The organism is Hydrogenophaga sp. GW823-FHT04C09, assembly GCF_058796355.1.
On sequence record NZ_JBXAIO010000003.1, the window covers coordinates 119,935 to 145,268 of the forward strand.

The 25,334-nt window shown below is 72.7% G+C and carries 26 protein-coding genes; 3 read left to right on the forward strand and 23 right to left on the reverse strand.

The window, feature by feature from the left end; translation table 11 throughout:
• Positions 1-24: 24 nt before the first annotated feature.
• Entirely contained in the window at positions 25-330 is a 306-nt protein-coding gene (locus AC1Q9M_RS09625) for a DUF2917 domain-containing protein (protein ID WP_492433510.1), read from the reverse strand.
• An 83-nt stretch (positions 331-413) separates the two neighbouring features.
• Between AC1Q9M_RS09625 and AC1Q9M_RS09630 the strand changes: the two genes are divergently transcribed.
• The 3 genes from AC1Q9M_RS09630 (at position 414) to AC1Q9M_RS09640 (ending at position 2,952) form a co-directional block, all read left to right on the forward strand.
• Positions 414-1,364: a LysR substrate-binding domain-containing protein gene (locus tag AC1Q9M_RS09630; RefSeq protein ID WP_382157084.1), complete on the forward strand. Its 951-nt coding sequence runs from the start codon at positions 414-416 to the stop codon at positions 1,362-1,364.
• Between the two features lie 21 nt (positions 1,365-1,385).
• Positions 1,386-2,024 (forward strand): endonuclease III, encoded by a 639-nt coding sequence (gene nth, locus AC1Q9M_RS09635; RefSeq protein WP_382157082.1) that lies wholly within the window; start codon positions 1,386-1,388, stop codon positions 2,022-2,024.
• Between the two features lie 112 nt (positions 2,025-2,136).
• On the forward strand, positions 2,137-2,952 hold the full coding sequence (locus AC1Q9M_RS09640; RefSeq protein ID WP_382325426.1) for a phosphate/phosphite/phosphonate ABC transporter substrate-binding protein: 816 nt from the start codon (positions 2,137-2,139) through the stop codon (positions 2,950-2,952).
• Between the two features lie 12 nt (positions 2,953-2,964).
• On the opposite strand, the gene AC1Q9M_RS09645 is transcribed toward AC1Q9M_RS09640, so the two are convergent.
• The 22 genes from AC1Q9M_RS09645 to AC1Q9M_RS09750 all read right to left on the reverse strand — a co-directional run bounded on the left by AC1Q9M_RS09645 (position 2,965) and on the right by AC1Q9M_RS09750 (position 25,325).
• Complete coding sequence (locus AC1Q9M_RS09645) at positions 2,965-3,519, reverse strand: histidine phosphatase family protein (protein ID WP_382325434.1); 555 nt, start codon at positions 3,517-3,519, stop codon at positions 2,965-2,967.
• Positions 3,516-4,328 carry an adenosylcobinamide-GDP ribazoletransferase gene (locus AC1Q9M_RS09650; RefSeq protein WP_382325436.1) on the reverse strand — a complete coding sequence of 271 codons (813 nt, stop codon included), beginning with the start codon at positions 4,326-4,328 and terminating at the stop codon, positions 3,516-3,518. The genes AC1Q9M_RS09645 and AC1Q9M_RS09650 overlap by 4 nt, the downstream gene beginning before the upstream one ends.
• 1 nt (position 4,329) lies before the next feature.
• Complete coding sequence (gene cobT, locus AC1Q9M_RS09655) at positions 4,330-5,376, reverse strand: nicotinate-nucleotide--dimethylbenzimidazole phosphoribosyltransferase (protein WP_382325438.1); 1,047 nt, start codon at positions 5,374-5,376, stop codon at positions 4,330-4,332.
• A gap of 1 nt (position 5,377) precedes the next feature.
• On the reverse strand, positions 5,378-6,829 hold the full coding sequence (locus AC1Q9M_RS09660) for a cobyric acid synthase (RefSeq protein WP_382325440.1): 1,452 nt from the start codon (positions 6,827-6,829) through the stop codon (positions 5,378-5,380).
• A complete protein-coding gene (locus tag AC1Q9M_RS09665) occupies positions 6,826-7,818 on the reverse strand; it encodes an aminotransferase class I/II-fold pyridoxal phosphate-dependent enzyme (RefSeq protein ID WP_382157070.1) in 993 nt (330 codons plus the stop codon). The genes AC1Q9M_RS09660 and AC1Q9M_RS09665 overlap by 4 nt, the downstream gene beginning before the upstream one ends.
• A complete protein-coding gene (gene cbiB / locus AC1Q9M_RS09670) occupies positions 7,815-8,783 on the reverse strand; it encodes an adenosylcobinamide-phosphate synthase CbiB (RefSeq protein WP_382325442.1) in 969 nt (322 codons plus the stop codon). Before cbiB ends, AC1Q9M_RS09665 begins: the two co-directional genes overlap by 4 nt.
• Positions 8,780-10,000: an aminotransferase class I/II-fold pyridoxal phosphate-dependent enzyme gene (locus tag AC1Q9M_RS09675; protein WP_492433515.1), complete on the reverse strand. Its 1,221-nt coding sequence runs from the start codon at positions 9,998-10,000 to the stop codon at positions 8,780-8,782. The genes cbiB and AC1Q9M_RS09675 overlap by 4 nt, the downstream gene beginning before the upstream one ends.
• Positions 9,984-10,667 carry a dethiobiotin synthase gene (bioD, locus tag AC1Q9M_RS09680; protein ID WP_492433517.1) on the reverse strand — a complete coding sequence of 228 codons (684 nt, stop codon included), beginning with the start codon at positions 10,665-10,667 and terminating at the stop codon, positions 9,984-9,986. Before bioD ends, AC1Q9M_RS09675 begins: the two co-directional genes overlap by 17 nt.
• A complete protein-coding gene (gene bioA / locus AC1Q9M_RS09685; RefSeq protein WP_492433519.1) occupies positions 10,657-12,039 on the reverse strand; it encodes an adenosylmethionine--8-amino-7-oxononanoate transaminase in 1,383 nt (460 codons plus the stop codon). The genes bioD and bioA overlap by 11 nt, the downstream gene beginning before the upstream one ends.
• Before the next feature lie 11 nt (positions 12,040-12,050).
• Positions 12,051-13,103 carry a biotin synthase BioB gene (bioB, locus tag AC1Q9M_RS09690; protein ID WP_444686810.1) on the reverse strand — a complete coding sequence of 351 codons (1,053 nt, stop codon included), beginning with the start codon at positions 13,101-13,103 and terminating at the stop codon, positions 12,051-12,053.
• A 70-nt stretch (positions 13,104-13,173) separates the two neighbouring features.
• A complete protein-coding gene (locus AC1Q9M_RS09695; protein WP_492433521.1) occupies positions 13,174-13,977 on the reverse strand; it encodes a CbtA family protein in 804 nt (267 codons plus the stop codon).
• A gap of 13 nt (positions 13,978-13,990) precedes the next feature.
• Entirely contained in the window at positions 13,991-14,176 is a 186-nt protein-coding gene (locus tag AC1Q9M_RS09700) for a CbtB domain-containing protein (protein WP_382157056.1), read from the reverse strand.
• 88 nt (positions 14,177-14,264) lie between these two features.
• A complete protein-coding gene (locus tag AC1Q9M_RS09705; RefSeq protein WP_382157054.1) occupies positions 14,265-14,657 on the reverse strand; it encodes a DUF1636 domain-containing protein in 393 nt (130 codons plus the stop codon).
• A 16-nt stretch (positions 14,658-14,673) separates the two neighbouring features.
• Positions 14,674-15,357, reverse strand: coding sequence for a vWA domain-containing protein (locus AC1Q9M_RS09710; RefSeq protein ID WP_492433524.1), 684 nt, complete (start codon positions 15,355-15,357; stop codon positions 14,674-14,676).
• A complete protein-coding gene (locus AC1Q9M_RS09715) occupies positions 15,354-16,400 on the reverse strand; it encodes a magnesium chelatase ATPase subunit I (protein ID WP_382325637.1) in 1,047 nt (348 codons plus the stop codon). Before AC1Q9M_RS09715 ends, AC1Q9M_RS09710 begins: the two co-directional genes overlap by 4 nt.
• Before the next feature lie 5 nt (positions 16,401-16,405).
• On the reverse strand, positions 16,406-20,188 hold the full coding sequence (gene cobN / locus AC1Q9M_RS09720) for a cobaltochelatase subunit CobN (protein WP_492433526.1): 3,783 nt from the start codon (positions 20,186-20,188) through the stop codon (positions 16,406-16,408).
• A gap of 1 nt (position 20,189) precedes the next feature.
• The gene (cobW, locus tag AC1Q9M_RS09725) at positions 20,190-21,254 is read right to left on the reverse strand and encodes a cobalamin biosynthesis protein CobW (RefSeq protein WP_492433528.1); all 1,065 of its coding nucleotides are present in this window, start codon (positions 21,252-21,254) and stop codon (positions 20,190-20,192) included.
• Positions 21,255-21,268: 14 nt separating this feature from the next.
• Positions 21,269-22,105: an ABC transporter substrate-binding protein gene (locus AC1Q9M_RS09730; RefSeq protein WP_492433530.1), complete on the reverse strand. Its 837-nt coding sequence runs from the start codon at positions 22,103-22,105 to the stop codon at positions 21,269-21,271.
• Positions 22,105-22,674, reverse strand: coding sequence for a cob(I)yrinic acid a,c-diamide adenosyltransferase (cobO, locus tag AC1Q9M_RS09735; RefSeq protein WP_382325458.1), 570 nt, complete (start codon positions 22,672-22,674; stop codon positions 22,105-22,107). Before cobO ends, AC1Q9M_RS09730 begins: the two co-directional genes overlap by 1 nt.
• Before the next feature lie 25 nt (positions 22,675-22,699).
• Complete coding sequence (locus AC1Q9M_RS09740) at positions 22,700-23,461, reverse strand: ABC transporter ATP-binding protein (protein WP_492433532.1); 762 nt, start codon at positions 23,459-23,461, stop codon at positions 22,700-22,702.
• Positions 23,458-24,462, reverse strand: a complete 1,005-nt coding sequence (locus AC1Q9M_RS09745; RefSeq protein WP_492433534.1) for a FecCD family ABC transporter permease — start codon at positions 24,460-24,462, stop codon at positions 23,458-23,460. Before AC1Q9M_RS09745 ends, AC1Q9M_RS09740 begins: the two co-directional genes overlap by 4 nt.
• Positions 24,459-25,325 carry an ABC transporter substrate-binding protein gene (locus tag AC1Q9M_RS09750; RefSeq protein WP_382157040.1) on the reverse strand — a complete coding sequence of 289 codons (867 nt, stop codon included), beginning with the start codon at positions 25,323-25,325 and terminating at the stop codon, positions 24,459-24,461. The genes AC1Q9M_RS09745 and AC1Q9M_RS09750 overlap by 4 nt, the downstream gene beginning before the upstream one ends.
• Positions 25,326-25,334: the final 9 nt, after the last annotated feature.

Here is a 25,334-nt window from a genome sequence, read left to right on the forward strand (position 1 = left end):
CTCGCGCACCGACGTGGGGCGCCCTCAGGCGGTGGCCAGACCGCGCGCGCGGCGCCGGGGCAGCCAGTTCCAGCGCGAGGCGGTGGCGCGCCGCGCGCAGGGCAGCGGCTCCAGCCGCAGCACGGCGGTCTGCAGGGCGTAGGCGATCACGCGGTGGTGCGGTTGGGCGACGAAATGCTCGCCCGCGTTGAGGATCACGTCCTGCTGGTCGTGGTCCAGCGTGATCCAGACGCTGCCTTCGCGGCAGACCAGGCGCAAGGCGCCCGAGGGGATGGCCTTCACGGCCCGGTGGGGCATGTTCAGGTCCACGGTCAAGGTGTCGGTTGTCATGGAACGCTCCTTTCGCATCAGGGATGTGCATGAATGTACGGAGCCGTCCTATACTGGACAAACGTTCATTTCGAATGCTTCGCATGCCATTCAAGAATGTGAAAACCGGCGCCGAACTGCTCCCGCTGCCGCGCTCGCAGATGCTGCGGCTGGACCTGCTGCCCTGCTTCGACGCGGCGGCGCGCACGCTGAGCTTCACGCTGGCCGCGCAGGAGCTCAACCTCACGCAGTCGGCCGTGAGCCGGCAGATCCAGCTGCTGGAAGACAGCCTGGGCACGCCGCTGTTCGAGCGGCGGCACCGCGCGCTGGTCTTGACCGAAGCCGGCGAGGTGATGCAACGGGCCACGCGCGATGCGCTGGAGCGGCTGCGCGACGCCTCGGCGCGCGTGCGCCCCGGCCCGCGCCTGCGCCAGGTCGCCATGACCTGCACACAGGGTTTCGCTTCGCTCTGGCTGATTCCCCGCTTGGCCCGCTTCGCCGCCGACCATCCCCTGGTGGACGTGCGCATCTCCGCCACGATGGACATGATGGACCTGGAGCGCCATCGGCTGGATGTGGCGGTGCGCTTCGTGCCGTCCAGCGCTGGCCGCGGGCGGGCGCTGTTCGAAGAAGTGGTGCAGCCCCTGTGCGCGCCGGCCCTGCTGCGCCAGCCGGGCGCGCCGCTGCGCCAGCCCGCCGACCTGGCCCACCACACGCTGCTGACCGTGGAAAGACCCGCCGGCCACGCCATCACCTCGGACTGGGACCCCTGGTTCCAGGTGATGGGCCTGCAGGACATGCGCATGAAGAACGCCATGCACTTCACCCAGTACGCCGACGCGGTGGCCGCCGCCGTGGCCGGCCAGGGGGTGGTGATTGGCCGGTTGCCGCTGCTGCAGTCGCTGCTGGACAAGAAGCAACTGGTCGCGCCCTTCCGCAGCGGCGGCGCGGCCACGCGCCGGGGGTATTACGTGGAAGTGGCGGAGCACGCGCACGACAACCCCGACGCGCTGGACTTCGCGAACTGGCTGCGCGCCGAGGCCGAGCGCGGCTGAGCTGAGCGAGAATCCCAGCCCATGACGCCCACCCAGATCGAAGCTTTTTTCGCCACGCTCCAGGCCGCCAACCCCACCCCGCAGACCGAGCTGGAGTACACCAGCGTGTTCGAGCTGCTCGCCGCCGTGCTGCTCTCGGCGCAGGCGACCGACGTGGGCGTCAACAAGGCCACGCGCAAGCTGTTTCCGGTGGCGAACACGCCGCAGGCCATCCTCGACCTGGGGCTGGAAGGGCTGGAGGGCTACATCAAGACCATCGGCCTGTACCGCAGCAAGGCCAAACACCTGATGCAAACCTGCCGCATGCTGGTGGAACAGCACGGCGGCGAGGTGCCCGGCACGCGCGAGGCGCTCGAGGCCCTGCCCGGCGTGGGCCGCAAGACGGCCAACGTGGTGCTCAACGTGGCCTTCGGCGAACCCACCATGGCGGTGGACACGCACATCTTCCGCGTGAGCAACCGCACCGGCCTGGCGCCGGGCAAGACGCCGCTGGCGGTGGAACTGCAGCTGATGAAGCGCGTGCCGCCCGCCTACGCGGTGGACTCGCACCACTGGCTGATCCTTCACGGGCGCTACGTGTGCCAGGCGCGCAAGCCGCTGTGCCCGCGCTGCGCGGTGATCGCCTGTTGCGATTTCAAGGACAAAACCACGTCGCTCTGAGCCGCCCCGGGCGCCACCTCCAGGCGCTTGGAAAGCCACGTTCGTCGCCGCACCGGGACGCACGCCTTTGGTGCATCTAGGATGGCAACCTTCCATCCGGGGGAATATCAGAATGAAAGCATTGTTTGTGCGCACCGCGCTGGCCCTGTCGTTTTGCGTGGGCACAGCGGCCCATGCCAAAGACCTGATCCTGGCCATCAGCGAAGGCACGTCCGGCGGCACCGACCACGCGCGCGTGATCGCCAAGTACCAGGGCCTGGCCGATGTCATCGGCAAGAGCATCAACCAGAAGGTGAACGTGGTGTTCATCCGCGAGTTCTCCTCGCTCGAGGAAGGCATGAAGGAGCGGCGCTTCGCCCTGGCGATGGCGCGCCCGAGCGATTTCCCGGCGCGTGGCATGCGCGACTACGGCTACCAGTACGTGGCCTCGGCCAAGCCCGATGGGCAGTGCCTGATCGTCGTGCCCAAGGAGTCGGCCTACAAGACGGTGGCGGACATCAAGGGCAAGCGCCTGGTGCTGCCCGAGCCGGCGGCCTACATGGCCAAGTTCTGCGCCTCGGCCCTGCGCGACGCGGGCATCGACATCGCCAAGGAGAACGTGCAGCGCGTGCGCGAACAGGGCGCGGTGCCGTTCTACCTCACCAACAAGTTCGCCGACGTGGGCGGCGTGGCCTCGTACTCGGGCGTGGCCAAGTCGCTGGACAAGACGGGCCACCGCGTGCTGCACACCAGCGTGTCGCAGCCCTACTTTCCGCTGATCGTGGACCGCGAGTTCACCCCGGCCCAGATCGATGCCATGCAGAAGGCCCTGCGCGCCCTGCCCGACTCCGAGGCCGGCCAGGCCGTGCTCAAGAGCGTGGGCATCCAGGCCTTCGACACCAGCGCCGAGAAGAAGCTGCGCGAGCTGCTGGGCTGGCTCGGGCTGTAGGCGCTCCTGCGCTCAGAGCTCGACCGTCACCCACCCGCCCGGCTCGGGCGCGTCCTTGGGCCACTCGGCCGCTTCGCGGATGTGCACACCGCCACTGTCGAGGATGTGCCGCACCGCGCGGATCACGCCAGCGTGCGTGATCCAGAGCACGTCGGTGCTGGTGGCGGGTCGCAGTTCGCCCAGCGCGGCGGCCACGCGGTAGAGCAGCATCTGCGTGCTCTCGACACCGCCGAAGCGGTGGTGCGCGAAGTCGGCCATCCAGGCGTCGAAGGCCTCGGGTGGCACGGCGTCCCAGCGCTGCAGCTCCCAGACACCGAAGTCCATTTCGTTGAGCCGCGTGTCGATGCGCGCGGCGCCCAGGTCGCTGCGCTCGGCCTGCAGCGCGGCCGCGAGCTGCTGCGCGCGCAACAGGCCCGACACCCACACCGGCGTGCCCGGCGGCAGCAGGGGCGAGACCGCCATGGCCGCTTCGCGCGTGAGCGCGGCATGGGCCGGCACATCGCTCGACCCGTAGCACAGCCCCGGGCCCAGCATCACCGGGGCGTGCCGCAGCAGCCAGAGCTTCATGCGAGCACCGGCAGCGCCAAGGCCAGCCCCAGGTAGAACAGCAACTCGCACACCTGCTGCGTGGCGCCCAGGCCGTCGCCGGTGAAACCCTGCAAACGGCGCTGCAGCAGGCGCCACATCCAGGCCAGGCCGACCAAGGCCCCCAGCACGGCAGGCCCCCAGGGCGCGCCCGGCAGCAGCCACCCCGCCAGCGCCATCGCCAGCGCCCACCAGAGCAGGCCGGCGAACAGGCCGGCGTTGGACAGGCTCTCGGCCAGCGGCTTGCTCTTGGACTGCGGCGTGTCCCCCACGTGCGGCAGCGTTCGGATGACCAGCAAGGGCATGGTGCGCGAGGTGACGTGCGCCGCGAACAGCGCCACCACCGCCAGCCAGCCGCTGCCTTGGGCCAGCAGCGCGAGCAGCGCCACCTTGGTGAGCAGCACCAGCACCAGCGCGATGGCGCCGTAGCTGCCGATGCGCGAGTCTTTCATGATCTCCAGCGCGCGTTCGCGCTGCGCGCTGCCGCCCAGGCCGTCGGCCAGGTCCGCCAGGCCGTCCTCGTGGAAGGCGCCGGTGAGCATCACGCTGAACACGGTGCTGAGCACCACCGCCACCCACAGCGCGGCAGGCACCGGCGGCAGCAGCGCGAGCAGGCCCCAGAGCACCCCCGCCGTGAGCCCGCCCACCACCCAGCCCACGCCGGGGAAATGCGCCGCGCTGGCGCGCAACATGGCCGGGCTGAAGCCCACCCAGGCGGCCAGCCGCCCCGTGACCGGGATGCGGGTGAAGAACTGCAAGGCGAGCAGGAAGTGGCGCGCGAAAGCGGTCATGTCAATGGCGCGCGGGCGTGGTTTCGTCCTGGCGCGAGACGCCGGCCGATTCGAAGCTGGCCATCTCGCGCAGCAGCGCGCAGGCGCTCACGAGCAGCGGCCAGGCCAGCGCGGCGCCCGAGCCTTCGCCCAGGCGCAGGCCCAGGTCGAGCAGCGGCACGGCCTTGAGGTGCGCGAGCATCAGCGCGTGGCCGCGCTCGCCCGAGCAGTGCGCGAACACGCAGCGCTGCAGCACGTTCGGCTGCAGGTGCGCGGCCACCAGCACGGCGGCGGTGGCGATGAAACCGTCGACCAGGATCACGCGCCGTTCTTCGGCCGCCTGCAGCACCGCGCCGGTGAGCGTGGCGATCTCGAAACCGCCGAAGGCGGCCAGCGCGTCCAGCGGCGCGGTGGCCTCGGCATGGCGCGCCAGCACCTCGCGCAGGATGCCGATCTTGCGCTGCACCGCCGCCGCGTCCAGGCCGGTGCCCGCGCCGGTGACGTCGGCCACGTCCAGCCTGGCCAGGCGCGCGAGCAGCATCGACGCCGCCGAGGTGTTGCCGATGCCCATCTCGCCGAGCAGCAGCGCGTTGCCCGGCAGGCCGCGCAGCACCTCGCGCCCGTTCTCGATGGCTTGCGCGCATTGGGCCGCGCTCATGGCCGGGCCTTCGAGCGCGTCGGCCGTGCCGGGCGCGACCTTGCGGATGAACAGACCCTCGCGCGCCGCGAAGTCGTGCCGCACGCCGCAGTCCACCACGTTCAGGCCGATGCCGTGCTGGCGCGCGAGCACGCTCACCGCCGCGCCACCGGCCAGGAAGTTCTCCACCATCTGCCAGGTCACGTCGCTCGGAAAAGCCGAGACGCCGCGCGCGGCCAGGCCGTGGTCGGCCGCGCACACCAGCATCTGCGGCGCGCGCAGCTCGGGCCGCTCGGTGCCGAGGATCAGGCCGATGCGCTGCGCCAGGGCTTCGAGGCGGCCCAGCGAGCCCATGGGCTTGGTCTTGTTGTCCAGCGCGCGCTGCAGCGCTAGGGCGAGGTCGGGTTGGGTGATGTCGGTGAGGGGGTTCATGTCAGTTCCCGATGAGTTGGTCGAGCACGCGAGGCTCGATGTGGGTGGCAAGGAAATCGGCTAGGCCGTCGAACACGGTCTCCAGCGTGGGCGCGGTGGCGCCAAACAGCGCGTGCAGCACGCGCGGGTCTTCGAACAGGCCGTGCAGGTAGACGCCGAGCACGTTGCCCTGCGCGTTCTGCCAGCCCAGGCCAGCGGGCAGCGCTTCGCGCGCCAGGTCGCCGGCGGCGGCCATGGCCGCGTGCGGCAGCGTCTGGCCGTGGTGGATCTCGTAACCCGCCGCGTCCACGCCCGAGAGCGCGGCCCACGCGCCGGTGAGGCGGCCGAAGCGGGTCCGGGTGTGGCGCACGGTCTTCTGCGGCTCGAACTGCGTCACCAGCGGCAGCAGGCCCAGGCCGGGTGCGTTGCCGTCGATGCCGTGCGTGTCGATCAGCGCCTCGCCCAGCATCTGCAAACCGCCGCACACGCCCAGCACCGCCCCGCCCTGCGCGGCATGCGCGGCAATGGCGCGGTCCAGCCCCTGCGACCGCAGCCACGCGAGATCGGATGCGGTGGCCTTGCTGCCCGGCAGCACGATCCAGTCGGCCCCGGCGCAATCGGCCGGCGCGCGCGCCCACACCAGCCGCACGCCGGGCACGTTCTTGAGCGGCTGGAATTCGTCGAGGTTGCTGATGCGCGGGTAGGCGATCACCGCCACGGTCCGGCTCACGGCGCCCGAGGCGCGCGTGCGGTCGTCGAACACACCGTCTTCCTCCGGCAGGCCGTGCTGCCACCACATGGGCAGCACCGCCACCGTGGGCACGCCGGTGAGCTCCTGCAGCTGTTGCGGCGCGGGAGCGAGCAGGCTGGCGTCGCCGCGGAACTTGTTGAGCACGAAGCCGTGGATGAGCGCGCGCTCCTCGGGCGGCAGCAAGGCCCAGGTGCCGTAGAGGTGGGCGAAGGCGCCGCCCCGGTCGATGTCGGTCACGAGCAGGCAGCGCGCCTGCGCGTGCAGGGCCACGCGCATGTTCACGATGTCGCTGGCGTGCAGGTTGATCTCGGCCGGCGAGCCCGCGCCTTCGATCACCACCACGTCGTTCTCCTCGCGCAGCTCATCGAGCGCGGCGGCGATCTGCGGCCACACGTGCAGGCTGCGCCCGCGCCAGGGCATGCCGGACAGGGCTTCGTTCACCTGCCCCATCAGCACCACCTGGCTGCGCGTGTCGGCTTCGGGCTTGAGCAGCAGCGGGTTCATGCGCACCTCGGGCTCGGCGCGCGCGGCGAGCGACTGGAAGTACTGCGCTGAACCGATCTCCCCGCCTTCAACCACCCGGGCGTTGTTGCTCATGTTCTGCGCCTTGAACGGAGCGACCTTGAGCCCCATACGCGCGTAGTGCCGGCACAGCGCCGTGGTGAGCCAGCTCTTACCCGCGCCGCTGGTCGTGCCCAGCACCATCACGCAACGCGCCGTCATGCCACGCGCTCCTCTTGCGCCGCCAGGGCCGCGCGCAAGGCCGCCTGCGCCTCGGGTGGCTGGGCACTCAGGCGCCATTGGCCGGGCAGGCCGAACGAGCTGGCGTCGCGCAGCTTGATGCCTTGCGAGCGCAGGGCCGGTGCGTCCAGTGCCTGCGGTGGCGTGGCACAGAAATAAGGTGCGTCGCTGGCTTGCACGGCCCACCCCAGGCCGGCCAGCAAGGCCCGCAGGTCGCCCGTCCAACGGGCCAGCGTGGGCCGGGTCTGCGCCACCCAGGCCTGCGCGTCGGGCGATGTCCAGGCCTCGAGCAGGGCCACGGCGTGCGCGCCGAGCGGCCACGAAGGCGCGAGCCGATCGAGCGCGCGCGCCCTGCTTTCCCCGCCCACCGGGGCGATGGCGTAGCTGCCGCGCACGCCCGTGAGGCCCAGCGCCTTGTTGGGGGTCCAGAGCTGCCAGACCCGGTCCAGGACCTCCGGGTCGAGGCTGCCCTGCCCGCTCAGGCGCAGGGGTTCGTAGGCGCGGTCCAGCACGACCGTGGCAGCGCCCGACGCGGCCACGGCGCGCGCCCGGGGCTCGGCCTGGCCCAGCGGGCTGGCCGGCTCGCACAGCCAGGCCAGATCGGCCTGGGCCGGGTCCGGCGTGCGCTCCAGCCGCCAGGCACTGGCCGCGCGGGCGTAATCGCCGTAGGCCAGCGCGGGCAGCCAGACGCGCCGGCCGCCTTCGCGCGCCGCCCAGGCGGTGATGCGGCCGATGAATTCGCTGGCGCTGCCGGCGATCACGATGCGCTCGACCGCCACCGCGTGGAAGGCCGCGAGCGATGCGCGCAAGGCGGTGTAGGCCGGGTCGGGGTAGTGCCGCGCATCGGCCCGCAGCACCTTGGCCTGCGCGGGAGGACAGGGCCCGCAGGCGTTGGCGTTGGTGGAGAAGTCCCAGGTCGGCACGCCCAGCGCGTCGGGGCCTCCGTGGAAAGTCGACTGTGCGTGCGTCATGCGGTGTTCCCCCAGGCGAACGCGGCCCACAACACGGCCCCGCCCGCCAAGGCTTGTACCACCCCGCCCGCCAGTTGCAGGGCCCGCGCGGTATCGGTGGCCTCAGGGCTGCGACCCTCGGCGTTCAACGCATAGACACCCGGTTTGCCCAGGCGCACATTCAGCGCGAGCGCCATCGCGGCCATGGGCCAGCCGCTGTTGGGCGACGGTGTGCGGCGCGCCTGCGCCGGCAGCGCGCGCCAGCCCCGGAAAGCGCCCAGAAAGCCCAGCAGGACCCCGGTGAGGCGCGCGGGCAACCACGAGAGCACGTCGTCGGCGCGCGCCGCCCATTTGCCGGCCCAGGTCCAGTCGCGGCCCTGGCGCTCACCCCGGTAGCCCCACATGGCGTCGGCGGTGTTGGCGAAGCGGTAGAGCGCCGCGCCCGGCAGGCCGGCGATGGCGAACCAGAACAGCGGCGCCACCACCGAGTCGTTGAGGTTTTCAGCCAGCGATTCGATGGCGCTCTCGCGCACCTGCGCCTCGTCCAGCGCGGCCACGTCGCGGCTCACCAGCCAGCCCAGGCGCTCGCGCCCGGCCACCAGGGACTCGCCCAGCGCCGCCTCGACCGCGACCACTTCCTGACGCAGCATGCGCCACGCCAGCAGGGGCTTGAGCAGCAGACCCGTGACGAGGACTTGCAACCACACCGGCCCACCGCTCACCAACCGCATCAGCGCGAAGGCGATGGCGACCACCAGCAGCGCTCCGGCCATCCAGGCCAAGGCCCCGAGCACGAATGGCCGCACCGTGCCGGCGGGCGCGCCCCAGGCCGGCGCGATGCGCGGGCCCAGCGCCCCGAGGTAGCGCCCCATCCCCACCACCGGGTGCCAGCGCGCGGGCGGCTCGCCCCAGCAACGGTCCACCAGCAGGGCCACCAGAATGGACGCCGGGGCCAGACAAGGAGGGAGGTCCATCGGGAAGCTCATGCCGGCAGCGCCACCGTGGTGGCGGCGGCGATCCGCAGGGCGCGCAGCAGCGCGTCAATGTCCGCCGGCTGGTGCGCGGCCGAGAGCGCGATGCGCAACCTCGCGGTGCCCGCCGGCACGGTGGGCGGGCGGATCGCGGGCACCCACAGCCCTTGTTCGCGCAGCACGGCCATCACGGCCAGCGCGGCGGCGTTGTCGCCGATCACCAGCGGCTGGATCGCGGTGGCCGAGGGCATCAGGGTCCAGCCGGCCGCGTCGAGCGCGGCATCGGACCCCGGTGCCAGGCCTTCGCGCAGTTGCGCGATGCGCGCCTGCAGATGCCGCCGGCGGCGGTCGCCATCGGGGCCGAGCACGCAGCGCAGGCCGGCGCGCACCGCCTCGGCCAGCAGCGCGGGCGCGGCCGTGGCGTAGGTGTAGCTGCGGGTTTTCTGCAGCAGCCACTCCACCAGGCGATCGGGGCCGGCCACGAAGGCGCCGGCCACGCCCAGGGCCTTGCCCAGCGTGGCCATGTAGAGCACGCGCGGCGAGGCCTGCGGGCCGGTCAGGCCGGCGGCGGCCAGGGCGCCGCGCCCCTGCGGCCCGAGCACGCCGAAGCCGTGCGCGTCGTCCAGCAGCAGCAAGGCGTCGTGCCGTTCGCACAGCGCGTGCAGCGCCGCGATGTCGGCGACGTCGCCGTCCATGCTGAACACCGCGTCGCTGATCACCAGCTTGCGCCGCGCCGGGCTGGCCGCCAGCAGCGCGTCGAGCCGCGCCAGGTCGGCATGGGGGTAGCGGTGCACCGTGGCGCGCGAGAGGCGCGCGCCGTCGATCAGGCAGGCGTGGTTCAGCGCGTCGGAGAACAGCGCATCGCCCTCGCCCACCAGGGCCGGCACGATGCTGGCGTTGGTGGCGTAGCCCGCGTAGAAATAGAGCGCGCGCGGCAGGCCCACGGCCTGGGCGAGCTCGCGCTCCAGCGCCGCGTTGGCCGCGCTGTGGCCGCTGACCATGGGCGAGGCGCCGGACCCCACGCCGTAGCGGTCCACGGCGGCGTGCACCGCTTCGCGCAACAGCGGGTCCTGCGCCAGGCCGAGGTAGTCGTTGCTGCAGAAGGCCAGCAGCGACTCCCCGTCGACACACAACCGCGCGCCCTGCGCCGGCACCACCTCGCGGCGGCGGCGGCGCAGCGACTGCGCGTCCAGCGCGGCCAGGCGCTCATCGAATTCATCCAACCAGGTCATGGGGCAGCTCCAGCGCAATGTCATGGGCCTTCGGGGCGGCGGCCTGCCAGGGCACGCGGCCCAGCAGCGGTGCCGGCAGCCAGCGGCGCAGCGTGTCGATGTTCTCTTCGCGGCAAGGCATGTCGGGGTCGATGGCGTTGGCCACCCAGCCTGCCAGCGTGAGGCCGTCGGCGCGGATCGCCTCGGCCGTGAGCAGCGCGTGGTTCAGGCAGCCCAGGCGCAGGCCCACCACGAGCACCACCGGCGCGCCGATCGCGCGCGCGAGGTCGGCCAGGGTTTCGTCGTCGTTGACCGGCACGCGCCAGCCGCCCGCGCCTTCGACCACCACCACGTCGGCCTGCGCACGCAGCGCGCGGTGCGCGGCCAGCAGTTCGGCCACGGTCACGGTGCGGCCCGCGCGCTCGGCCGCGAGGTGGGGCGCGATGGCATCGGGCAGGGCCACCGGGTTGTCGAGTTCGGCTGGCACCACCACCGTGGACGCCGCGCGCAAGGCCAGCACGTCTTCACTGACCCATTGCCCCTGGTGCTCGATCAGGCCCGCCGCCACCGGCTTCATGCCGACCACGCGGCGGTGGTGCCGCGCGAGCGTGTGCAGCAGGGCCGCGCTGACCAGGGTCTTGCCCACGCCGGTGTCGGTGCCGGTGACGAAGCAGCCGTCAAACGCCATCGCGCACCTCCGCGATGCCAGCGAGGCTTGCGCCGGTTGCCTCTTCCGCCAGCGTGGCTTCCAACGCGGCCAGCGCGCCCCGCGCCAGCCAGTCGCCTTCGGCTTCGTCGATCACGTAGGGCGGCATGGCGTACAGCGTGGAGCCGATGGGCCGCAGCACCAGCCCCCGGTCCAGCGCGTGGCGGGCGTAGCGGCGGCCGAAGTCGGGCAGGCTGCTGGCCACGTCCCACGCGAAGACCATGCCCTGGCGGCGCGCGTGGCGCACGCGCGGGTGCGCCGAGAGGGGCGCGAACTGCGCGGCCAGCCGCTCGGCGGTGGTCACGTTGCGCCGCAGCGCGTCGGTCTGTTCGAACAGGTCGAGCGTGGCCAGCGCGGCGCGGCAGGCCAGCGGGTTGCCGGTGTAGCTGTGCGAGTGCAGGAAACCGCGCGCGACCTGGTCGTCGTAGAAGGCGGCGTAGACCTCGTCGGTGGTGAGCACCACCGACAGCGGCAGCGTGCCCCCGGTCAGTCCTTTGGAGAGGCACAGGAAGTCGGCCCGGATGCCGGCCTGCTGGTGCGCGAACAGCGTGCCGGTGCGGCCGAAGCCGACGGCGATCTCGTCCAGCACCAGGTGCACCTCGTAGCGGTCGCACAGCTCGCGCGCGCGCCGCAGGTAGTGGGGATCGTGCATCGCCATGCCGGCGGCGCACTGGATCAGCGGCTCGACGATCAGCGCCGCCGTGTCCTCATGGTGTTCGGCCAGCCAGTCGGCCAGCGCCTTGGCGGCGCGCTCGGCCACCTCGGCGGCGGACTCGCCGGGTGCCGCCGCGCGGGCATCGGGGCTGGGCACCGTGGCCGCCAGGCGCACCAGCGGCGCATAGGCCTCGCGAAAGAGCGCGATGTCGGTCACGGCCAGCGCGCCCACGGTCTCGCCGTGGTAACCGCCCGCCAGCCCGACGAAGCGGCTCTTGCCGGGCCGCCCCGCGTTGCGCCAGTGGTGCGCGCTCATCTTGAGCGCGATCTCGGTGGCGCTGGCGCCGTCGCTGCCGTAGAAGGCGTGGCCCAGCCCGGTGGCCGAGGACAGGCGCTCGGACAGCTCCACCACCGGCGCGTGGGTGAAGCCGGCCAGCATCACATGGTCCAGCCGATTCAACTGATCCACCAGCGCCGCGCGGATGGCCGGGTGGTTGTGCCCGAACAGGTTGACCCACCAGGAGCTGATCGCGTCCAGGTAGCGCCGGCCCTCGTGGTCGTGCAGCCAGACCCCTTCGGCCCGCGCCACCGGCACCAGCGGCAAGGCCGCGCCCTCGGGCGCGTGCAGCTTCATCTGGGTGCAGGGGTGCCACACCGCCGCGAGGCTGCGTTGGCGCCAGGTCTCGTTGAGCGAGGGCATGCGCGGTGGCTTCAGTCGGCCGACACGTGGCGCGGCCGCAGGCCCAGCTTGGCCAGCAGGCCCATGTCGGCCGCCACGTCGGGGTTGCCGGTGGTGAGCAGCTTCTCGCCGTAGAAGATGGAGTTGGCGCCGGCCAGGAAACACAGGGCCTGCACCGCCTCGCTCATCTGCTGGCGCCCGGCCGACAGGCGCACCCGCGCGCGCGGCATGGTGATGCGCGCCACCGCGATGGTGCGTACGAATTCCAGCGGGTCCAGGTCGGGCTGATCGGCCAGCGGCGTGCCCTGCACTTTCACGAGGTGGTTGATCGGCACCGACTCGGGGTAGTCGGGCGCGAGGTTGGCGAGCTGGGCCACCAGCGCGGCGCGCTGCAGGCGCGACTCGCCCATGCCCACGATGCCGCCGCAGCAGACCTTCACGCCCGCGCCGCGCACGCGCGCCAGCGTGTCCAGGCGGTCCTGGTAGTCGCGCGTGGTGATGATCTCGCCGTAGAAGTCGGGCGCGCTGTCGAGGTTGTGGTTGTAGTAGTCCAAGCCCGCGTCGCGCAGGATCTCGGCATGGCCGTCGGACAGCATGCCCAGCGTGGCACAGGCCTCCAGGCCCTCGGCCTTGACGGTGCGCACGAGTTCGGCCACGGCATCGACGTCGCGGTCTTTCGGCGCGCGCCAGGCCGCGCCCATGCAGAAGCGCGTGGCGCCGGCCTGCTTGGCGCGCTGCGCGGCCTCGCGCACGGCGTCCACGCCCATGAGCTTGCCGGCGGTGAGGCCGGTGTCGAAATGCACCGACTGCGGGCAGTAACCGCAGTCTTCCGGACAGCCGCCGGTCTTCACCGACAGCAGCGTCGCGAGCTCGACCTCGGCGGGGTCGAAGTGTTCGCGGTGCACGGTCTGCGCGCGGTGCAGCAGATCGGAGAACGGCAGGTCGAACAGCGCCTGCACGTCTTCCACGCGCCAGGCGTCCGTGCCGGCGTCGGTGGCGGGCTGGGGCGCGGGTTTGGCGTGGAAATGCAGGGGCTGCGCGGCGCTGGCGGCCTGCGGCGGGGCGGTGTCGGTGATGGTCGTCATGTTCATAGTCCTTTCGACTTAGGGGAGCGGTATTCTGCCTGTCCTCGCGGGCAGGCAGACCACCGCCCTGTCAGGCCGCTTGCGGCAGCTTGCCGGCTTCGCCGAAGGTGGCGCGCAGGATCGGTTGCACCCAGCGCTGGAACGCCAGGCCGGTGGCCAGGCCCATGCAGAGCCAGAACGTCAGCGAGACCCAGGTGGTCGCCCAGACGAACTGGGTGCCGAGGTCGCGCAGCACGGCCTGGGCTTCGCCCTGGAAACCGGCCAGCGGGTCGGCGGTGATGTGCGGCGCACCGACCACGTAGGGCAAGGCCAGCAGCGCAGCCGCCAGCAGCCAGCGCAGAGGGCTCTTGAGGCCCGCCACGGAGGCACAGGCCAGTGCCGCGCTCACGGCGGCCAGGATCCACCAGCCCTGGCGCGAACCCAGGCGCGCGGCGTCCATGCCGGGGATCTCGGCGTGCAGGCCAATCGAGGGCCAGAAGTGGAACACCAGCCAGCCGGCGGCGGCGGTCGCCAGGGCCAGTGGCAGCGCGCGCAGCGTGGTGCCGCGCCACAGGGCCACGCCCATCACGGCGAACACCAGCAGCGCCATGCTGAAGGCGTGCAGCACGTTGGCGGCGAAGGTCCAGGCGGTGCGCTCGAAGCCGTCGGCCGGGGCCCACTCTTCGGCTTCCTCGGCCATGGCATGGCCCTCATGACCGGCGTGGCCGGCCGGTGCGGCCTCGGTGGTGGTGGCGGGCGCTTCGATCTTCTGGTCTTCGTAGACCTCGGCGGCCAGGATGATGGGCACGGCCTGCAGCTGCTGCACACCGGTCTGCACGACGCCCACGGCGAAGGCCACGGCCAGGCTGGCCCAGATCAGTCTTTGAAAAATCATGATGGCGGCTCCTTCAGTGGCAGGGTTTGACCGTCACGTGGCGCACGTCGTGCGCCGCGTTGTGCGCGACCGGGCTCTCGGCGAACGCCACGCCGTAGAGAACCACCAGCCCGAGGGCGGCGGCGGCGGCCAGTTGCAGCAGCAGGCTGCGCACGGCGGACGTGACGCCCGAGGGCGCCGTGGTGCTGGTTCCATTCATGTGGTGCTCCATTTCAAGAAGGGTTGAGGCGTGCGAACAAGGAAGCCGGGGCGCCGCGCCTTTCGGCGCTCCGGCAGGAAACGAGGGCTCATGCGTCGGACACCATGAGGTTGGGCGGCAGGCGCGCGAGGATGCCGCTGCGCAGGCGCGCGGGCCGCTCGTTGCGCAGCAGGTTGCCGTCGCTCGCGGCCGCGTGCATGCCGGCGCAGACGAGCACGTGCTCGGCCGTCTCGGCATCGGGCACCAGATCGCCGAACAGGTAGGTGTGTTTGCCCGGCGCCTGAAAGGCCACCGAGCAGGCGCGCGAACAGCTGCTGAGGCAGGCCATGCCACGCACCCGCACCAGGGGCTCGGCGTCGCGCCCTTGCGCGGCCTGCACGGCCTCGAACAGCAGCGCGCCGGCCGCGGGCTCGTCGCGCGAGGCGCCGGGTGGGCGGCAGGTGGTGCAGACGATCACTTCGGTGAGGGGTGTCAGGGACATGGTGTGAACAGCGTGGTCAGGCCGGCAGGCGGTGTTCGGCGTGCCAGCGCCCGGCCCAGGCCGCGCACCGGCCCAGGGGCCGCAGGGGGTCGTCGAAATCCACGACGACGATGTGGCCCGCCGAGCGCGGGGCCGTGGGTTGTTCGAGCGTGCGGCCGTCGGTGAGCAGCCACAGGCAATCACCGCCCGCCGCGCCGCGCTGCCGCTGGGCCTTGCGCAGCAGGCGATCGGCCTCCTGCAGGCAGGCCGACAGCGGCGTGCCGCCGCCCCCGCCCACCGGCCGCACGCGCGCGCTGCCGGCCGCACGGGCCGGGCCGGGTGGCAGCAGCAGCTGCACGCCCTGGCCGCCGAAACACAGCAGCGCCACGTGATCGCCCGCGCGCGCGGCCTGCTCGATCAGGCGCGCGGCAAAACCCTTGGCCCAGGCCAGCCGCCCGCCCCGGCGCATCGAGCCCGAGGTGTCGAGCGCGATCAGGTGCAGCGGGGGCACGCGCTGGCTCACGGTCTGGTGGCGCAGGTGCGCGGGCACCAGGCGCAGCGGTCCTTTGGCCACCAGCGTGCGCAACCAGTGAATGCCGGCGCCCGCCGTTTCGGCAGGGCGCGCCGCGTGCCGGGCCAGGCTCGGTTTCGGGGAGAGGTTCGGGGTGGGCCACCGCCGACCGTCGGGCGCCGTGGGCGCGCGCGGGCCGGGGTGGCTCATGCTTTTTTTGGGGGCCAGGCCCCCGTGTGTTTCACCCGCGCCATGGCCTCGGGCTGCGGCGGCAACGCGCCCCAGTCGCCTTCGGGGGCGCTCCCGTTCGACGGAGCAGCACCCTGCCCACCCGCTGGCGGGCTGGATGCGCGAGGGGCCGGCGGGGCGGCGCTGTCGGGCGAGCGGCGGTGCGCCAGTGCGAGTTCGGCCACGGCGTCCACGTCGTCCACGCTGACCGCATCGCGCTGCTCCAGCGCGGCCAGGGCGCGCGCGGCGCGCAGCATGACGAGGTCGGCGCGAATGCCGTCGACACCGGCGGCCAGCGCGAGGTTCGCGGCGTGCTGCACCACGGCGTCGGTCCACGGCAACCCGTTCAGGGCGGCGCGCGCGCTGGCCAGGCGCGCCACGAGTGCCGCCTGTGCCTCGGCGTGCCGCGCCAGCAGCGCCTGCGGGTCGGCATCGAAGGCCAGGCGCGCGCGCACGATGGCCTGGCGCTGCGCGGCATCGTCCGGGTTGGTGAGCGACACCGAGAGGCCGAAGCGGTCCAGCAGTTGCGGGCGCAGCTCGCCCTCTTCCGGGTTCATGGTGCCCACCAGCACGAATTGCGCGGCGTGCTGGCGCGAGACGCCGTCGCGCTCGACGGTGTTCACGCCGCTGGCGGCCACGTCGAGCAGCGCGTCCACCAGCGCATCGGGCAGCAGGTTGACTTCATCGACGTACAGCACGCCGCCGTGCGCGCGCGCCACCAGGCCGGGCGCCAGGCGCACCTGGCCGTCGCGCAGCACGTCTTCGAGGTTGAGCGTGCCCACCAGCTGTTCCAGGCTGGCGGCCAGCGGCAGCGTGACGAAGGGCGCCTGCGGCAGCAGCGCGGCCAGCGCGCGCGCCGAGGTGGACTTGGCCGTGCCGCGCGGGCCGCTGATGAGCACCCCGCCCATGCCGGGGTCGATGGCGGCCAGCAGCAGCGCGCGCTGCAGGTCGCCATGCCCCACCAGGGCGGTGAAGGGAAAGGCCGCCGGGGACGCGGCCTGCAGTTCGGGAACGGCGGTGTTCATCATGCTCAGGGTCCTTGGTCTTCCAGCGTCTGTTCCAGCGCCAGCAGGTGCTGTTCGATGCGTTCGCGGTGCTCGCCCGGCTCGGCCCACAGGCCGCGCTGCATGGCTTCGAGCAGGCGCTCGCCGATGCCGCGCAGGGCCAGCGGGTTGTGTTGCTGCAGGAAGGCGCGCGTGGCGTCGTCGTGCAGGTAGGCCTCGGCCACCAGCGCGTACTGGTGGTCGCCGACCACGCCGGTGGTGGCGTCGAAGGCGAACAGGTAGTCCACGGTGGCGGCGATCTCGAACGCGCCCTTGTAGCCGTGGCGCTTCACGCCGTCGATCCACTTGGGGTTGACGGCGCGCGCGCGCACCACGCGGGCCACTTCCTCGCCGAGCGTGCGCACGCGCGGCGCGCCGGGCGTGCTGAAGTCGCCGTGGTACAGCGCGGCGGGGGCGCCGGCCAGGTGCTGCACGGCCGAGGCCATGCCGCCCTGGAACTGGTAGTAGTCGTCCGAGTCGAGGATGTCGTGCTCGCGGTTGTCCTGGTTGTGCAGTACCGCGTCCACGCGCGCCAGGCGCTGCTCGAAGGCGTCGCGCGCGGCCGTGCCGTGCCCGTCCTGCCCGTAGGCGAAGGCGCCGGCGCGCAGGTAGGCCTGCGCGAGGTCGGCGTTGTCGCTCCAGCGCCGGCTGTCGATCAGCTCCTGCAGCCCGGCGCCGTAGCCGCCGGGGCGCGGGCCGAACACGCGCCAGGTGGCCCGACGCTGCGCGTCCTCGTCCGCCGCGCCGGCCGCCACCGCTTCGGCGGCCTCGCGCCGCACCCGCGCGCGGATGGGGTTCACCTCGTCCGGCTCGTCGTCTTCCGGGATCGCGGCAACGGCGCGCACCGCCGTGTCGAACAGGTCGATCACGTTGGGAAAAGCGTCGCGGAAGAAGCCGGAGACGCGCAGCGTCACGTCGATGCGCGGCCGGTTCTTGATGGCCATGGGCAGCACCTCGATGTCCACCACCCGGTTGCTGCCGGGCGCCCACTTGGGCCGCACACCGAGCAGCGCGAAGGCCTGGCCGATGTCCTCGCCGCCGGTGCGCATGGTGCTGGTGCCCCACACCGACAGGCCGACCGCCGTGGGGAAGCTGCCGTGGTCCTGCAGGTGGCGCTCGATCACGCGGTCGGCCGCGAGCGCGCCCATGGCGTAGGCCGTGGGCGTGGGCACGGCGCGCGTGTCCACCGAATAGAAGTTGCGCCCGGTGGGCAGCACGTCGGGCCGGCCGCGCGAGGGCGCGCCGCTCGGGCCGGCGGGCACGAACCGGCCCGCGAGGCCGCGCATCAGCTGGCCGATCTCGTTCGGGCCGCAGGCGTCGAGCCGGGGCGCGAGCGTCTGCCTCAGGCGCTGGATCACCGGGGCGGTGTGGGGCCAGGCCTGCGCATCGAGTGGGGCTTCGTCCGCACCCAGGTGCTGGTCCACCAGCGCGGCGGCCAGCAGCTCCAGCCGCTCGCGCGTGTGGCCGGCGTGCCGCCAGGGCTCGTCGCTCAGGCTTTGCAGCGCCTCGGGGCGGGGGCCGGCCCATGCCTCGGCCCATTCAGGGCTGAGCGGGTCGAAGCCGTCCAGGCCCAGGTCGTTCGCCAGCGCCACCAGCAGGCTGCCCTGCCCTGCCGCCTGGCCGCCGGGGAAACGCGCGAGCGCCACCAGGGTGTCGGTGCGCTGGCGGCCCTGCGGCGACTGGCCGAGGATGTGCAGGCCGTCGCGGATCTGCGATTCCTTGATCTCGCACAGGTAGGCGTCGAGCTTCGCGAGCAGCTGTTCGCGCTGCGCCTCGTCGGCCGGCGGCTGGAAGCCCAGCTCGCGGTGCAGCTGGTGCTTCAGCACCTGCGCCAGGATGCCCTCGCGCAGCAGCCTGGCGCGGCGCGGGTCGAGCGAGAGCGCCTCGTAGAACTCGTCCATCTGGCGCTCGAGTTCCTGCAGCGGTCCGTAGGTCTCGGCGCGCGTGAGCGCGGGCATGAGGTGGTCGATGATGACCGCCTGCGTGCGGCGCTTGGCCTGGCTGCCCTCGCCCGGGTCGTTGACGATGAAGGGGTACAGGTGCGGCAGCGGCCCCAGCAGGGCATCGGGCCAGCAGGCCGCGCCCAGGGCGACGCTCTTGCCGGGCAGCCACTCGAGGTTGCCGTGTTTGCCCACGTGCACCACGGCGTCCACCGCGAAGGCGCGCCGCAGCCAGAAATAGAAGGCGAGGTAGCCGTGCGTGGGCACGAGGTCGGCGTCGTGGTAGCTGGCCACGAGATCGAGGTCGCGCCCGCGCGCGGGCTGGATGCCCACGAAGACCTGACCCAGGCGCAGGCCGGGCACCATGAAGCGGCCGCCGCGTTGCATCGGGTCCTGCTCGGGCGCGCCCCAGAGCGCGTTCACCGCGGCCTGGCTTTCGGGCGGCAAGGTCTGGAAGTCGCGCAGGTAGTCGGCCATGGCCAGGCTCTGGCCGGCCGGCCGGTGGTGGTTGGCGTCGGTGTCGTTGGTGACGCCCTGCACCAGCCGCGCCATGAGCGCGTCGCCGTCCTCGGGCAGTTCGCCGGTGGCGTACCCCGCGTCGCGCAGGGCGCGCAGGATGAGCGCGGTGGAAGCCGGCGTGTCCAGGCCCACGCCGTTGGCCAGCCGCGCGTCGTCGTTGGGGTAGTTGGCGAGGATGAGCGCGAGGCGCTTGTCGGCATGGGGCTTGTCGCGCAGCGCGCACCAGCGGCGCGCGAGTTCGGCCACGAAGCGGATGCGCTCGGGCTCGGGCTGGTAGCGCACCACGTCCACCTCGGTGCGCTCGCAGCGCCAGGCCAGGCCCTTGAAGCTGATGGCGCGCGTGCCGATGCGGCCGTCCACCTCGGGCAGCACCACCTGCATGGCGAGGTCGCGTGGCGCCAGGCCGTGCGGGTCGGCCTGCCATTGTTCCTGCGAGCAACCGGCGGTGATGAGCTGCAGCACCGGGGCGTCGCCGGCCAGCGCCACCGCCTCGGTGCTCTCACCGTCGAGCGAGGCCACCGCGAAACTGGTGGCGTTGAGCACCACACCCACGCCGCGCTCGGCGGCCAGGGCCTGCAGCGTGGCCAGGCTGTCCGGGTTCTTCAGCGAGTCCACGGCCACCGCGAGGGCGTTGAGCCCTTCCTCGGCCAGGGCGGCGAGCACGGCGTCGAACACGGCCGTGTTGCCGGCCTGCAGGTGCGCGCGGTAGAACACCAGCAGCGCCACCGGCGCGCCCGCGCGCCAGGGCGCGGCGGCCTGCGGCGTGTAGGGCATCACCGGCGGCAGGGGCCGGGGCGGCGGCGGCCGGGGACCCCGGCCGAAGGCCGCGTGGCCGATGAGCGAGAAGAAGGCCAGCGCGTTGTCGCGCCCGCCTTCGCGCAGGCAGCGCCAGAGCCGGTCGCAGTCCTCGGGCGCGGCGGTGCTGCGCATCAGCAGTTGCGGGTCCTGCGCGTTGTCGCCCGAGAACAGGGCCAGCCACTGGCCGTGTTTCGCCGCCAGCGAGACCGCCTGCTCCACCACATAGGCCCAGTCGCTCGGTGCGCCCAGGTGGTCGATGACGACCACGCGCGCGTGGCGCAGCACGTCGTCCACGTACATGTCGGTGGACGCGGGCTGGCGCAGCCACATCAGGTTGCAGAGCCGCACGCTGGGGAAGTCGTCGCCCAGGCCGGCGGCCGCGTCGGCCAGCAGCGAGAGCGTGGTGTCGGCCGCGCTGAGCACCACGATGTCGCCGGGGGTCTGTTCCACGCGCACGATGCCCTGCCCGCCGTCTTCGACATGGCCGCCCGGGCGCGTGGACAACAGGTGCATGTCAGGCCAGGCTGGTGTCGGCGCTCAGGGCCGACTGGAGTTCGCTCTGCAGCGTGTCGCGGTCGAGGTGGTCGCCGATGAACACCAGCCGCGTCGCGCGCGCTTCGTCGGCGCGCCAGGGGCGGTCGAAGTGGCTGTCGAAACGCTGGCCCACGCCCTGCACCACCAGGCGCATGGCCGCATCGGGCAAGGCCACGAAGCCCTTGACGCGGTAGATCTCGTGGCGCTGCACCAGGGCCACGAGCGCGTCCAGCAGGCGCTGGCGGTCGGGCACGTCCAGCGTGAGCGAGACCGAATCGAACTCGTCGTGGTCGTGGTCCTCTTCCTCGTCGTGGTGGGTCTTGCGCTGGTCGATCACGTCTTCCACCGCGCGCTCCAGACCGAGCAGCACGCCCAGGTCCAGCTTGCCGTGCTGCGCGTGCACCAGCTTCACACCGGCGGGGGTTTCGGCGCGGATGATGGCCTCCACCTCGGCCAGCGTGGCGGCATCCAGGCCGTCGGTCTTGTGCACCACCACCAGGTCGGCGGTGGCGAGCTGGTCCTCGAACAGCTCGGCCAGCGGCGAGTCGTGGTCCAGGTTCTCGTCGGCACGGCGTTGCGCGTCCACCGCCACCGGGTCTTCGGCGAAGCGGCCGGCGGCCACGGCCGGGGCGTCCACCACGGTCACCACGGCGTCCACCGTGAAGGCGTTGCGCAGCGCGGGCCACTGGAAGGCCTGCACCAGCGGCTTGGGCAGGGCCAGGCCGGAGGTTTCGATGACGAGGTGGTCGATCTGGTCGCGCCGCGCGGCGAGCTGCTCCATCACAGGCGCGAACTCTTCCTGCACGGTGCAGCACAGGCAGCCGTTGGCCAGCTCGAACAGCTGGCCGTTCTCTTCGCCGTTCTCGTCGCAGCCGATGCCGCAGCCGCGCAGCAGCTCGCCGTCGATGCCGAGTTCGCCGAACTCGTTGACGATGACGGCGATGCGCCGGCCCTGCGCGTTCGTGAGCAGGTGGCGCAGCAGCGTGGTCTTGCCGGCACCGAGGAAGCCGGTGACGATGGTGGCGGGGATCTTGCGGGTTTGCATCAGGGGTCTCCTATTCAGGGGCGAAGGGTGGGCAAGGCGAGCAGGCAATCGACCAGCATCTGCGCGGCCTCGCCCAACCGGGGGCCGGGGCGCGAGAGCAGGTCCATGCGGTCGGCGTCGAGCTGGCAGACCTGCTGGCGGCGCAGCGCCTGCAGGCCGGCCCAGCCGGGGCGCTCGGCCATGCCCGAGAGCGTGGACTGGGGGCCGATGATCAGATCGGGCGAGCGGCGCACCACCATCTCGGGGTTGACGCGCGGGAACAGGCCGGCGTCGCCGCTCACGATGTTGACCAGGCCGAGCCGCGCGACGGTTTCGCCGATGAAGCTCTTGGCGCTGGCGGCGGTGGGGCCGATGCCGACCTCCACGTACACCGTGCGACCGCGCAGGGAAGCCGGCACGCGGCGCGCGGCGGCCTCGAGTTCCTGGTCGATGCGCCGCACGAGTTCGTGGGCGCGCGCCGTCTCGCCCAGCGACTGGCCGAGCGCGAGCAGCATGCGTTTGAGGTCGGCGTGGGTGCGCGCGTCGAAGGTCTGCACCGGCACGCCGAGTTCGGTCAGGCGCTCACCGGCGCGGCTGCGCGGCCCGAGCAGCACCATGTCGGGCCGCAGTGCCACGATGTGCTCGATCTGCGCGTCGGCCAGGCCGCCGACCTTGGGCAGCTTCGCCACCGTGCCCGGCCAGCTCGAATAGCGGTCGGTGCCGACCAGCTCGGTGCAGTGGCCGAGCGCGCACACGGCCTCGGTGAGCGACGGCGAGAGCGTGACGATGCGGTGCTGGGCGAGCGCGGGCACGGCCATGCCGCCGAGCAGCCCCAGCATCGCCAGCGTCGGCACGGGCGGCATCGCGCCCATCAGTCTTCAATGCCTCGCTGTGCGGGAACGCCGGCCTTGAAATGGTGCTTGATCAGCGTCATCTCGGTCACCGTGTCGGCCAGCTCGATGAGTTCGGCCGGCGCACCGCGCCCGGTGAGCACCACGTGAACGTGCGGCGGGCGCTCGCGCAGGCAGGTCAGCACGGCCTCCAGCGGCACCCAGCCGTAGCGCAGCGGGTACATGATTTCGTCCAGCACCACCATGAAGTGTTCACCGGCGCGGATGGTGGCCTCGGCCTTGGCCCAGCCCTCGCGCGCCAGCTCGGCGGAGTGGTCCAGGTCGCGGCTCTTCCAGCTGAAGCCGTCGCCCAGGCCTTCGATGGGAATGCCCAATTGTTCGAACAGCCGGTGCTCGCCGAAGCGCGCCGAGGGCACCTTCATGAACTGGTAGACCTTGACCGACTTGCCCCGGCCATGGGCGCGCAGCGCCAGGCCGAAGGCGGCCGTGCTCTTGCCTTTGCCGGTGCCGGTGTGCACCAGCACCAGGCCGCGCCGTTCGCCTTGGGGTTTGGGGGTGTCTCGCAGGACGGGAGGGGCTTCGATCTGCATGGTTCGGGCTCCGTAAAAAAAAAGGTCAACGGGGCAAGGCAACCCACTGGTCACCCAGCGGGTGGATCGCGATGCGGTGGTCAAAGACCTGTTCGAGGGCCTGGTGGGTGGTGGGGTCGTCGCAGGCGCCCTGGTGGTGCACGCGGCCCTGGGCCATCACCACCATCTGGTCGGCGTGCAGCGCCATGCCGATTTCGTGCAGCACGCTGACGACGGTCTTGCCCCGGGCCACCAGCTCGCGCACCAGCAGCAGCCAGTCGGCCTGGTGCGGCGGGTCGAGGTTGGCCAGCGGTTCGTCCATCAGCATCACCTCGGCCTGCACCGCGAGCAGGCGCGCCAGCAGCACGCGCTGGCGCTCGCCGCCGGAGAGCGCGCCCAGCGGGCGCTCGCGCCAGTCCCAGGCCTGGGTGGCGCGCAGGGCCTGCTCGACCGCAGCGCGGTCGGCCTCGGACGGTGGGGCCAGCCAGGGCTGGTGCGGCAGGCGGCCGAGCATGGCCACGTCCCACACACTGAGGTCGTCCGCGCCCTGCTCGCCCTGCCCCAGCCAGGCCAGGCGGCGCGCGCGCTCGCGGCCGCGCCATTGCGCGAGCGGGCGGTCCAGCAGCTGCACTTCACCGCTGTGCGGCAGCAGGCCAGCCAGGGTTTTCAACAGGGTGGATTTGCCCGCGCCGTTGGGGCCGACCACGCTGGTCCAGCGCGCGGCGGGCAAGGCCACGTCGATGCCGTGCAGCACCGGCGTGCCGCCCAGCGCCACACCGATGCCCTGGGCCTGCAGCGCGGCCGTCACAAGCCACTCCCCGGTCGGCGCCGCCGATGCATCAGCCACAGCAGGTAGCTGCCGCCCAACACGGCGGTGAGCACGCCCACCGGCAGTTCCTGCGGCGCGATGATCCAGCGCGCGAGCACATCGGCGGCCATCAACAGCAGGCCGCCCATCAAGGCGCTCAGCACGATCAGGCGGCCGTGCGTGGTCTTCACGATGGAGCGCACCAGGTGCGGCGAGGCCAGGCCCACGAAGGCGATCAGGCCGGTCTGCGCCACGGCCGCGCCGGTGGCCAGCGCCAGCACCGCCACCAGCACGGCGCGCACGGCCACCAGCGGCAGGCCCAGGCTGATCGCGGTGGCCTCACCCAGTGCCAGGCCGTCGAGCACGCGGCCGAGCGAGGCGGCCACCAGCAGCGCGGCGAGCCCCATGGCGGCCATCACGCCGCAGGCGGCCCAACCCACGAAACCCGTGCTGCCCAGCATGAAACCCTGCATGGCCTGCAAGGTGTCGGGCGAGGCGATGGTGACGAGGTCGCGCGCTGCGCCCAGCACCACGCCCACGATCACACCGGCCAGCAGCAGGCGCAGGGTGTGCTGCACGCCCTTGGCCAGCGCCAGCGTGAGCACCACGCCGACGACCGCGCCGGTGAAGGCCGCGCCGGTCAGGCCCAGGCGCACGGCCCATTGCGTGGCGAACGGCGTGGTGCCGAACAGGGCCAGCGCCAGGGCCACGCCGAGCGCCGCGCCCGAGGCGCTGCCCAGCAGATAGGGGTCGGCCAATGGGTTGCGGAACAGGCCTTGCGCCACCGCGCCGGCCAGGCCGAGCAGGCCGCCGGCCACCCAGGCGCCGAGCGTGCGCGGCAGGCGGATGTCCCACAGGATCTGCCAGGCCACCGGGTCGTGCCGGGCGTGCAGCACGCTGTCGAAGCCGGTGCTGCCCACGCCCGCGCCCAGCAGCAGCACGGCCGCCGCCGCGATCAGCAGCGCGCTGCCGAGCCAGAGACTGTGGCGGGCGCCGCTCACTTCAAGCCCTTTTCGGTGATGCAGCGCGCCATGAGGCGCGCGGCCTCGGCCATGCGCGGGCCCGGGCGCACCAGCACGTCGGACTCCTCGGCCGTGAAGACGCAGAGGCGGCGCTCGCGCAGGGCGCGGATGCCGCGCCAGCCCGGCCGGGTTTCCAGGCCCTGCACGTTGCGCGCGCCGATCATGATGAGGTCGGGGTTGGCGCGCACCACGTACTCGGGGTTGACGCGCGGGAAAGGCCCGAGCGAGGGCGCGACGATGTTCTGCACGCCCAGGCGCGCCATCAGCTCGCCGATGAAGGAGCCGGTGCCGGCGGCATAGCCCCCGGTGCTCACCTCGTAGTACACGCGCAGCTGGCGCGCGCCCGGCGGCAGCGACTGCGCCACCGCCGACACGCTGGCGTCGATCGCGCGCCAGATGCGCTGCGCATCGGGCACCTCCAGCAGCTGGCCGAGCTTGCCCATGACGCGCTGCGCGTCGGCCGAGCTCTTGGGCTCCATCGCCAGCACCTTCACGCCCAGCGACTCCAGCCGCTGCACGCCGCGCGACGAGGTGGCCATGAGCACCACGTCGGGTTTCAGGGCCACGATGGCCTCGATGTTGGGGTCGATGCCGCCGCCGGTCTGCGGCAGGGTGCGCACGAAGGCCGGGTGGTTGGAGTACCGGTCCACGCCGACCAGCCGTTCGCACCGGCCCAGCTCGCACACGGTTTCGGTCAACGAAGGCAGCAGGGAGACGATGCGCTGCGGCGATTGCGCCAGCGTCACGGTCACGCCGCGGTCGTCGGTCACTTCCACCCCGGCGGCGTGCGCCGCGCCGCCGATCAGCAGGCCGAGTGAGAGAAGGCGCCAGAAGCGGGTCATGGATCGGGC

Coding starts and splice junctions, on each gene's coding strand:
- AC1Q9M_RS09750 (WP_382157040.1), bottom strand. CDS start 25,325: ATGACCCGCTTCTGGCGCCTTCTCTCACTCGGCCTGCTGATCGGCGGC.
- cobW (WP_492433528.1), bottom strand. CDS start 21,254: ATGCAAACCCGCAAGATCCCCGCCACCATCGTCACCGGCTTCCTCGGT.
- bioD (WP_492433517.1), bottom strand. CDS start 10,667: ATGGCGTTTGACGGCTGCTTCGTCACCGGCACCGACACCGGCGTGGGC.
- cobO (WP_382325458.1), bottom strand. CDS start 22,674: ATGCAGATCGAAGCCCCTCCCGTCCTGCGAGACACCCCCAAACCCCAA.
- AC1Q9M_RS09710 (WP_492433524.1), bottom strand. CDS start 15,357: ATGAGCCACCCCGGCCCGCGCGCGCCCACGGCGCCCGACGGTCGGCGG.
- AC1Q9M_RS09625 (WP_492433510.1), bottom strand. CDS start 330: ATGACAACCGACACCTTGACCGTGGACCTGAACATGCCCCACCGGGCC.
- AC1Q9M_RS09695 (WP_492433521.1), bottom strand. CDS start 13,977: ATGATTTTTCAAAGACTGATCTGGGCCAGCCTGGCCGTGGCCTTCGCC.
- AC1Q9M_RS09630 (WP_382157084.1), top strand. CDS start 414: ATGCCATTCAAGAATGTGAAAACCGGCGCCGAACTGCTCCCGCTGCCG.
- AC1Q9M_RS09730 (WP_492433530.1), bottom strand. CDS start 22,105: ATGGGCGCGATGCCGCCCGTGCCGACGCTGGCGATGCTGGGGCTGCTC.
- AC1Q9M_RS09640 (WP_382325426.1), top strand. CDS start 2,137: ATGAAAGCATTGTTTGTGCGCACCGCGCTGGCCCTGTCGTTTTGCGTG.
- AC1Q9M_RS09675 (WP_492433515.1), bottom strand. CDS start 10,000: ATGACCTGGTTGGATGAATTCGATGAGCGCCTGGCCGCGCTGGACGCG.
- cobN (WP_492433526.1), bottom strand. CDS start 20,188: ATGCACCTGTTGTCCACGCGCCCGGGCGGCCATGTCGAAGACGGCGGG.
- AC1Q9M_RS09700 (WP_382157056.1), bottom strand. CDS start 14,176: ATGAATGGAACCAGCACCACGGCGCCCTCGGGCGTCACGTCCGCCGTG.
- AC1Q9M_RS09650 (WP_382325436.1), bottom strand. CDS start 4,328: ATGACCGCTTTCGCGCGCCACTTCCTGCTCGCCTTGCAGTTCTTCACC.
- cobT (WP_382325438.1), bottom strand. CDS start 5,376: ATGAACCCCCTCACCGACATCACCCAACCCGACCTCGCCCTAGCGCTG.
- AC1Q9M_RS09665 (WP_382157070.1), bottom strand. CDS start 7,818: ATGACGCACGCACAGTCGACTTTCCACGGAGGCCCCGACGCGCTGGGC.
- AC1Q9M_RS09705 (WP_382157054.1), bottom strand. CDS start 14,657: ATGTCCCTGACACCCCTCACCGAAGTGATCGTCTGCACCACCTGCCGC.
- cbiB (WP_382325442.1), bottom strand. CDS start 8,783: ATGAGCTTCCCGATGGACCTCCCTCCTTGTCTGGCCCCGGCGTCCATT.
- bioA (WP_492433519.1), bottom strand. CDS start 12,039: ATGCCCTCGCTCAACGAGACCTGGCGCCAACGCAGCCTCGCGGCGGTG.
- AC1Q9M_RS09645 (WP_382325434.1), bottom strand. CDS start 3,519: ATGAAGCTCTGGCTGCTGCGGCACGCCCCGGTGATGCTGGGCCCGGGG.
- AC1Q9M_RS09715 (WP_382325637.1), bottom strand. CDS start 16,400: ATGAACACCGCCGTTCCCGAACTGCAGGCCGCGTCCCCGGCGGCCTTT.
- bioB (WP_444686810.1), bottom strand. CDS start 13,103: ATGACGACCATCACCGACACCGCCCCGCCGCAGGCCGCCAGCGCCGCG.
- AC1Q9M_RS09660 (WP_382325440.1), bottom strand. CDS start 6,829: ATGACGGCGCGTTGCGTGATGGTGCTGGGCACGACCAGCGGCGCGGGT.
- nth (WP_382157082.1), top strand. CDS start 1,386: ATGACGCCCACCCAGATCGAAGCTTTTTTCGCCACGCTCCAGGCCGCC.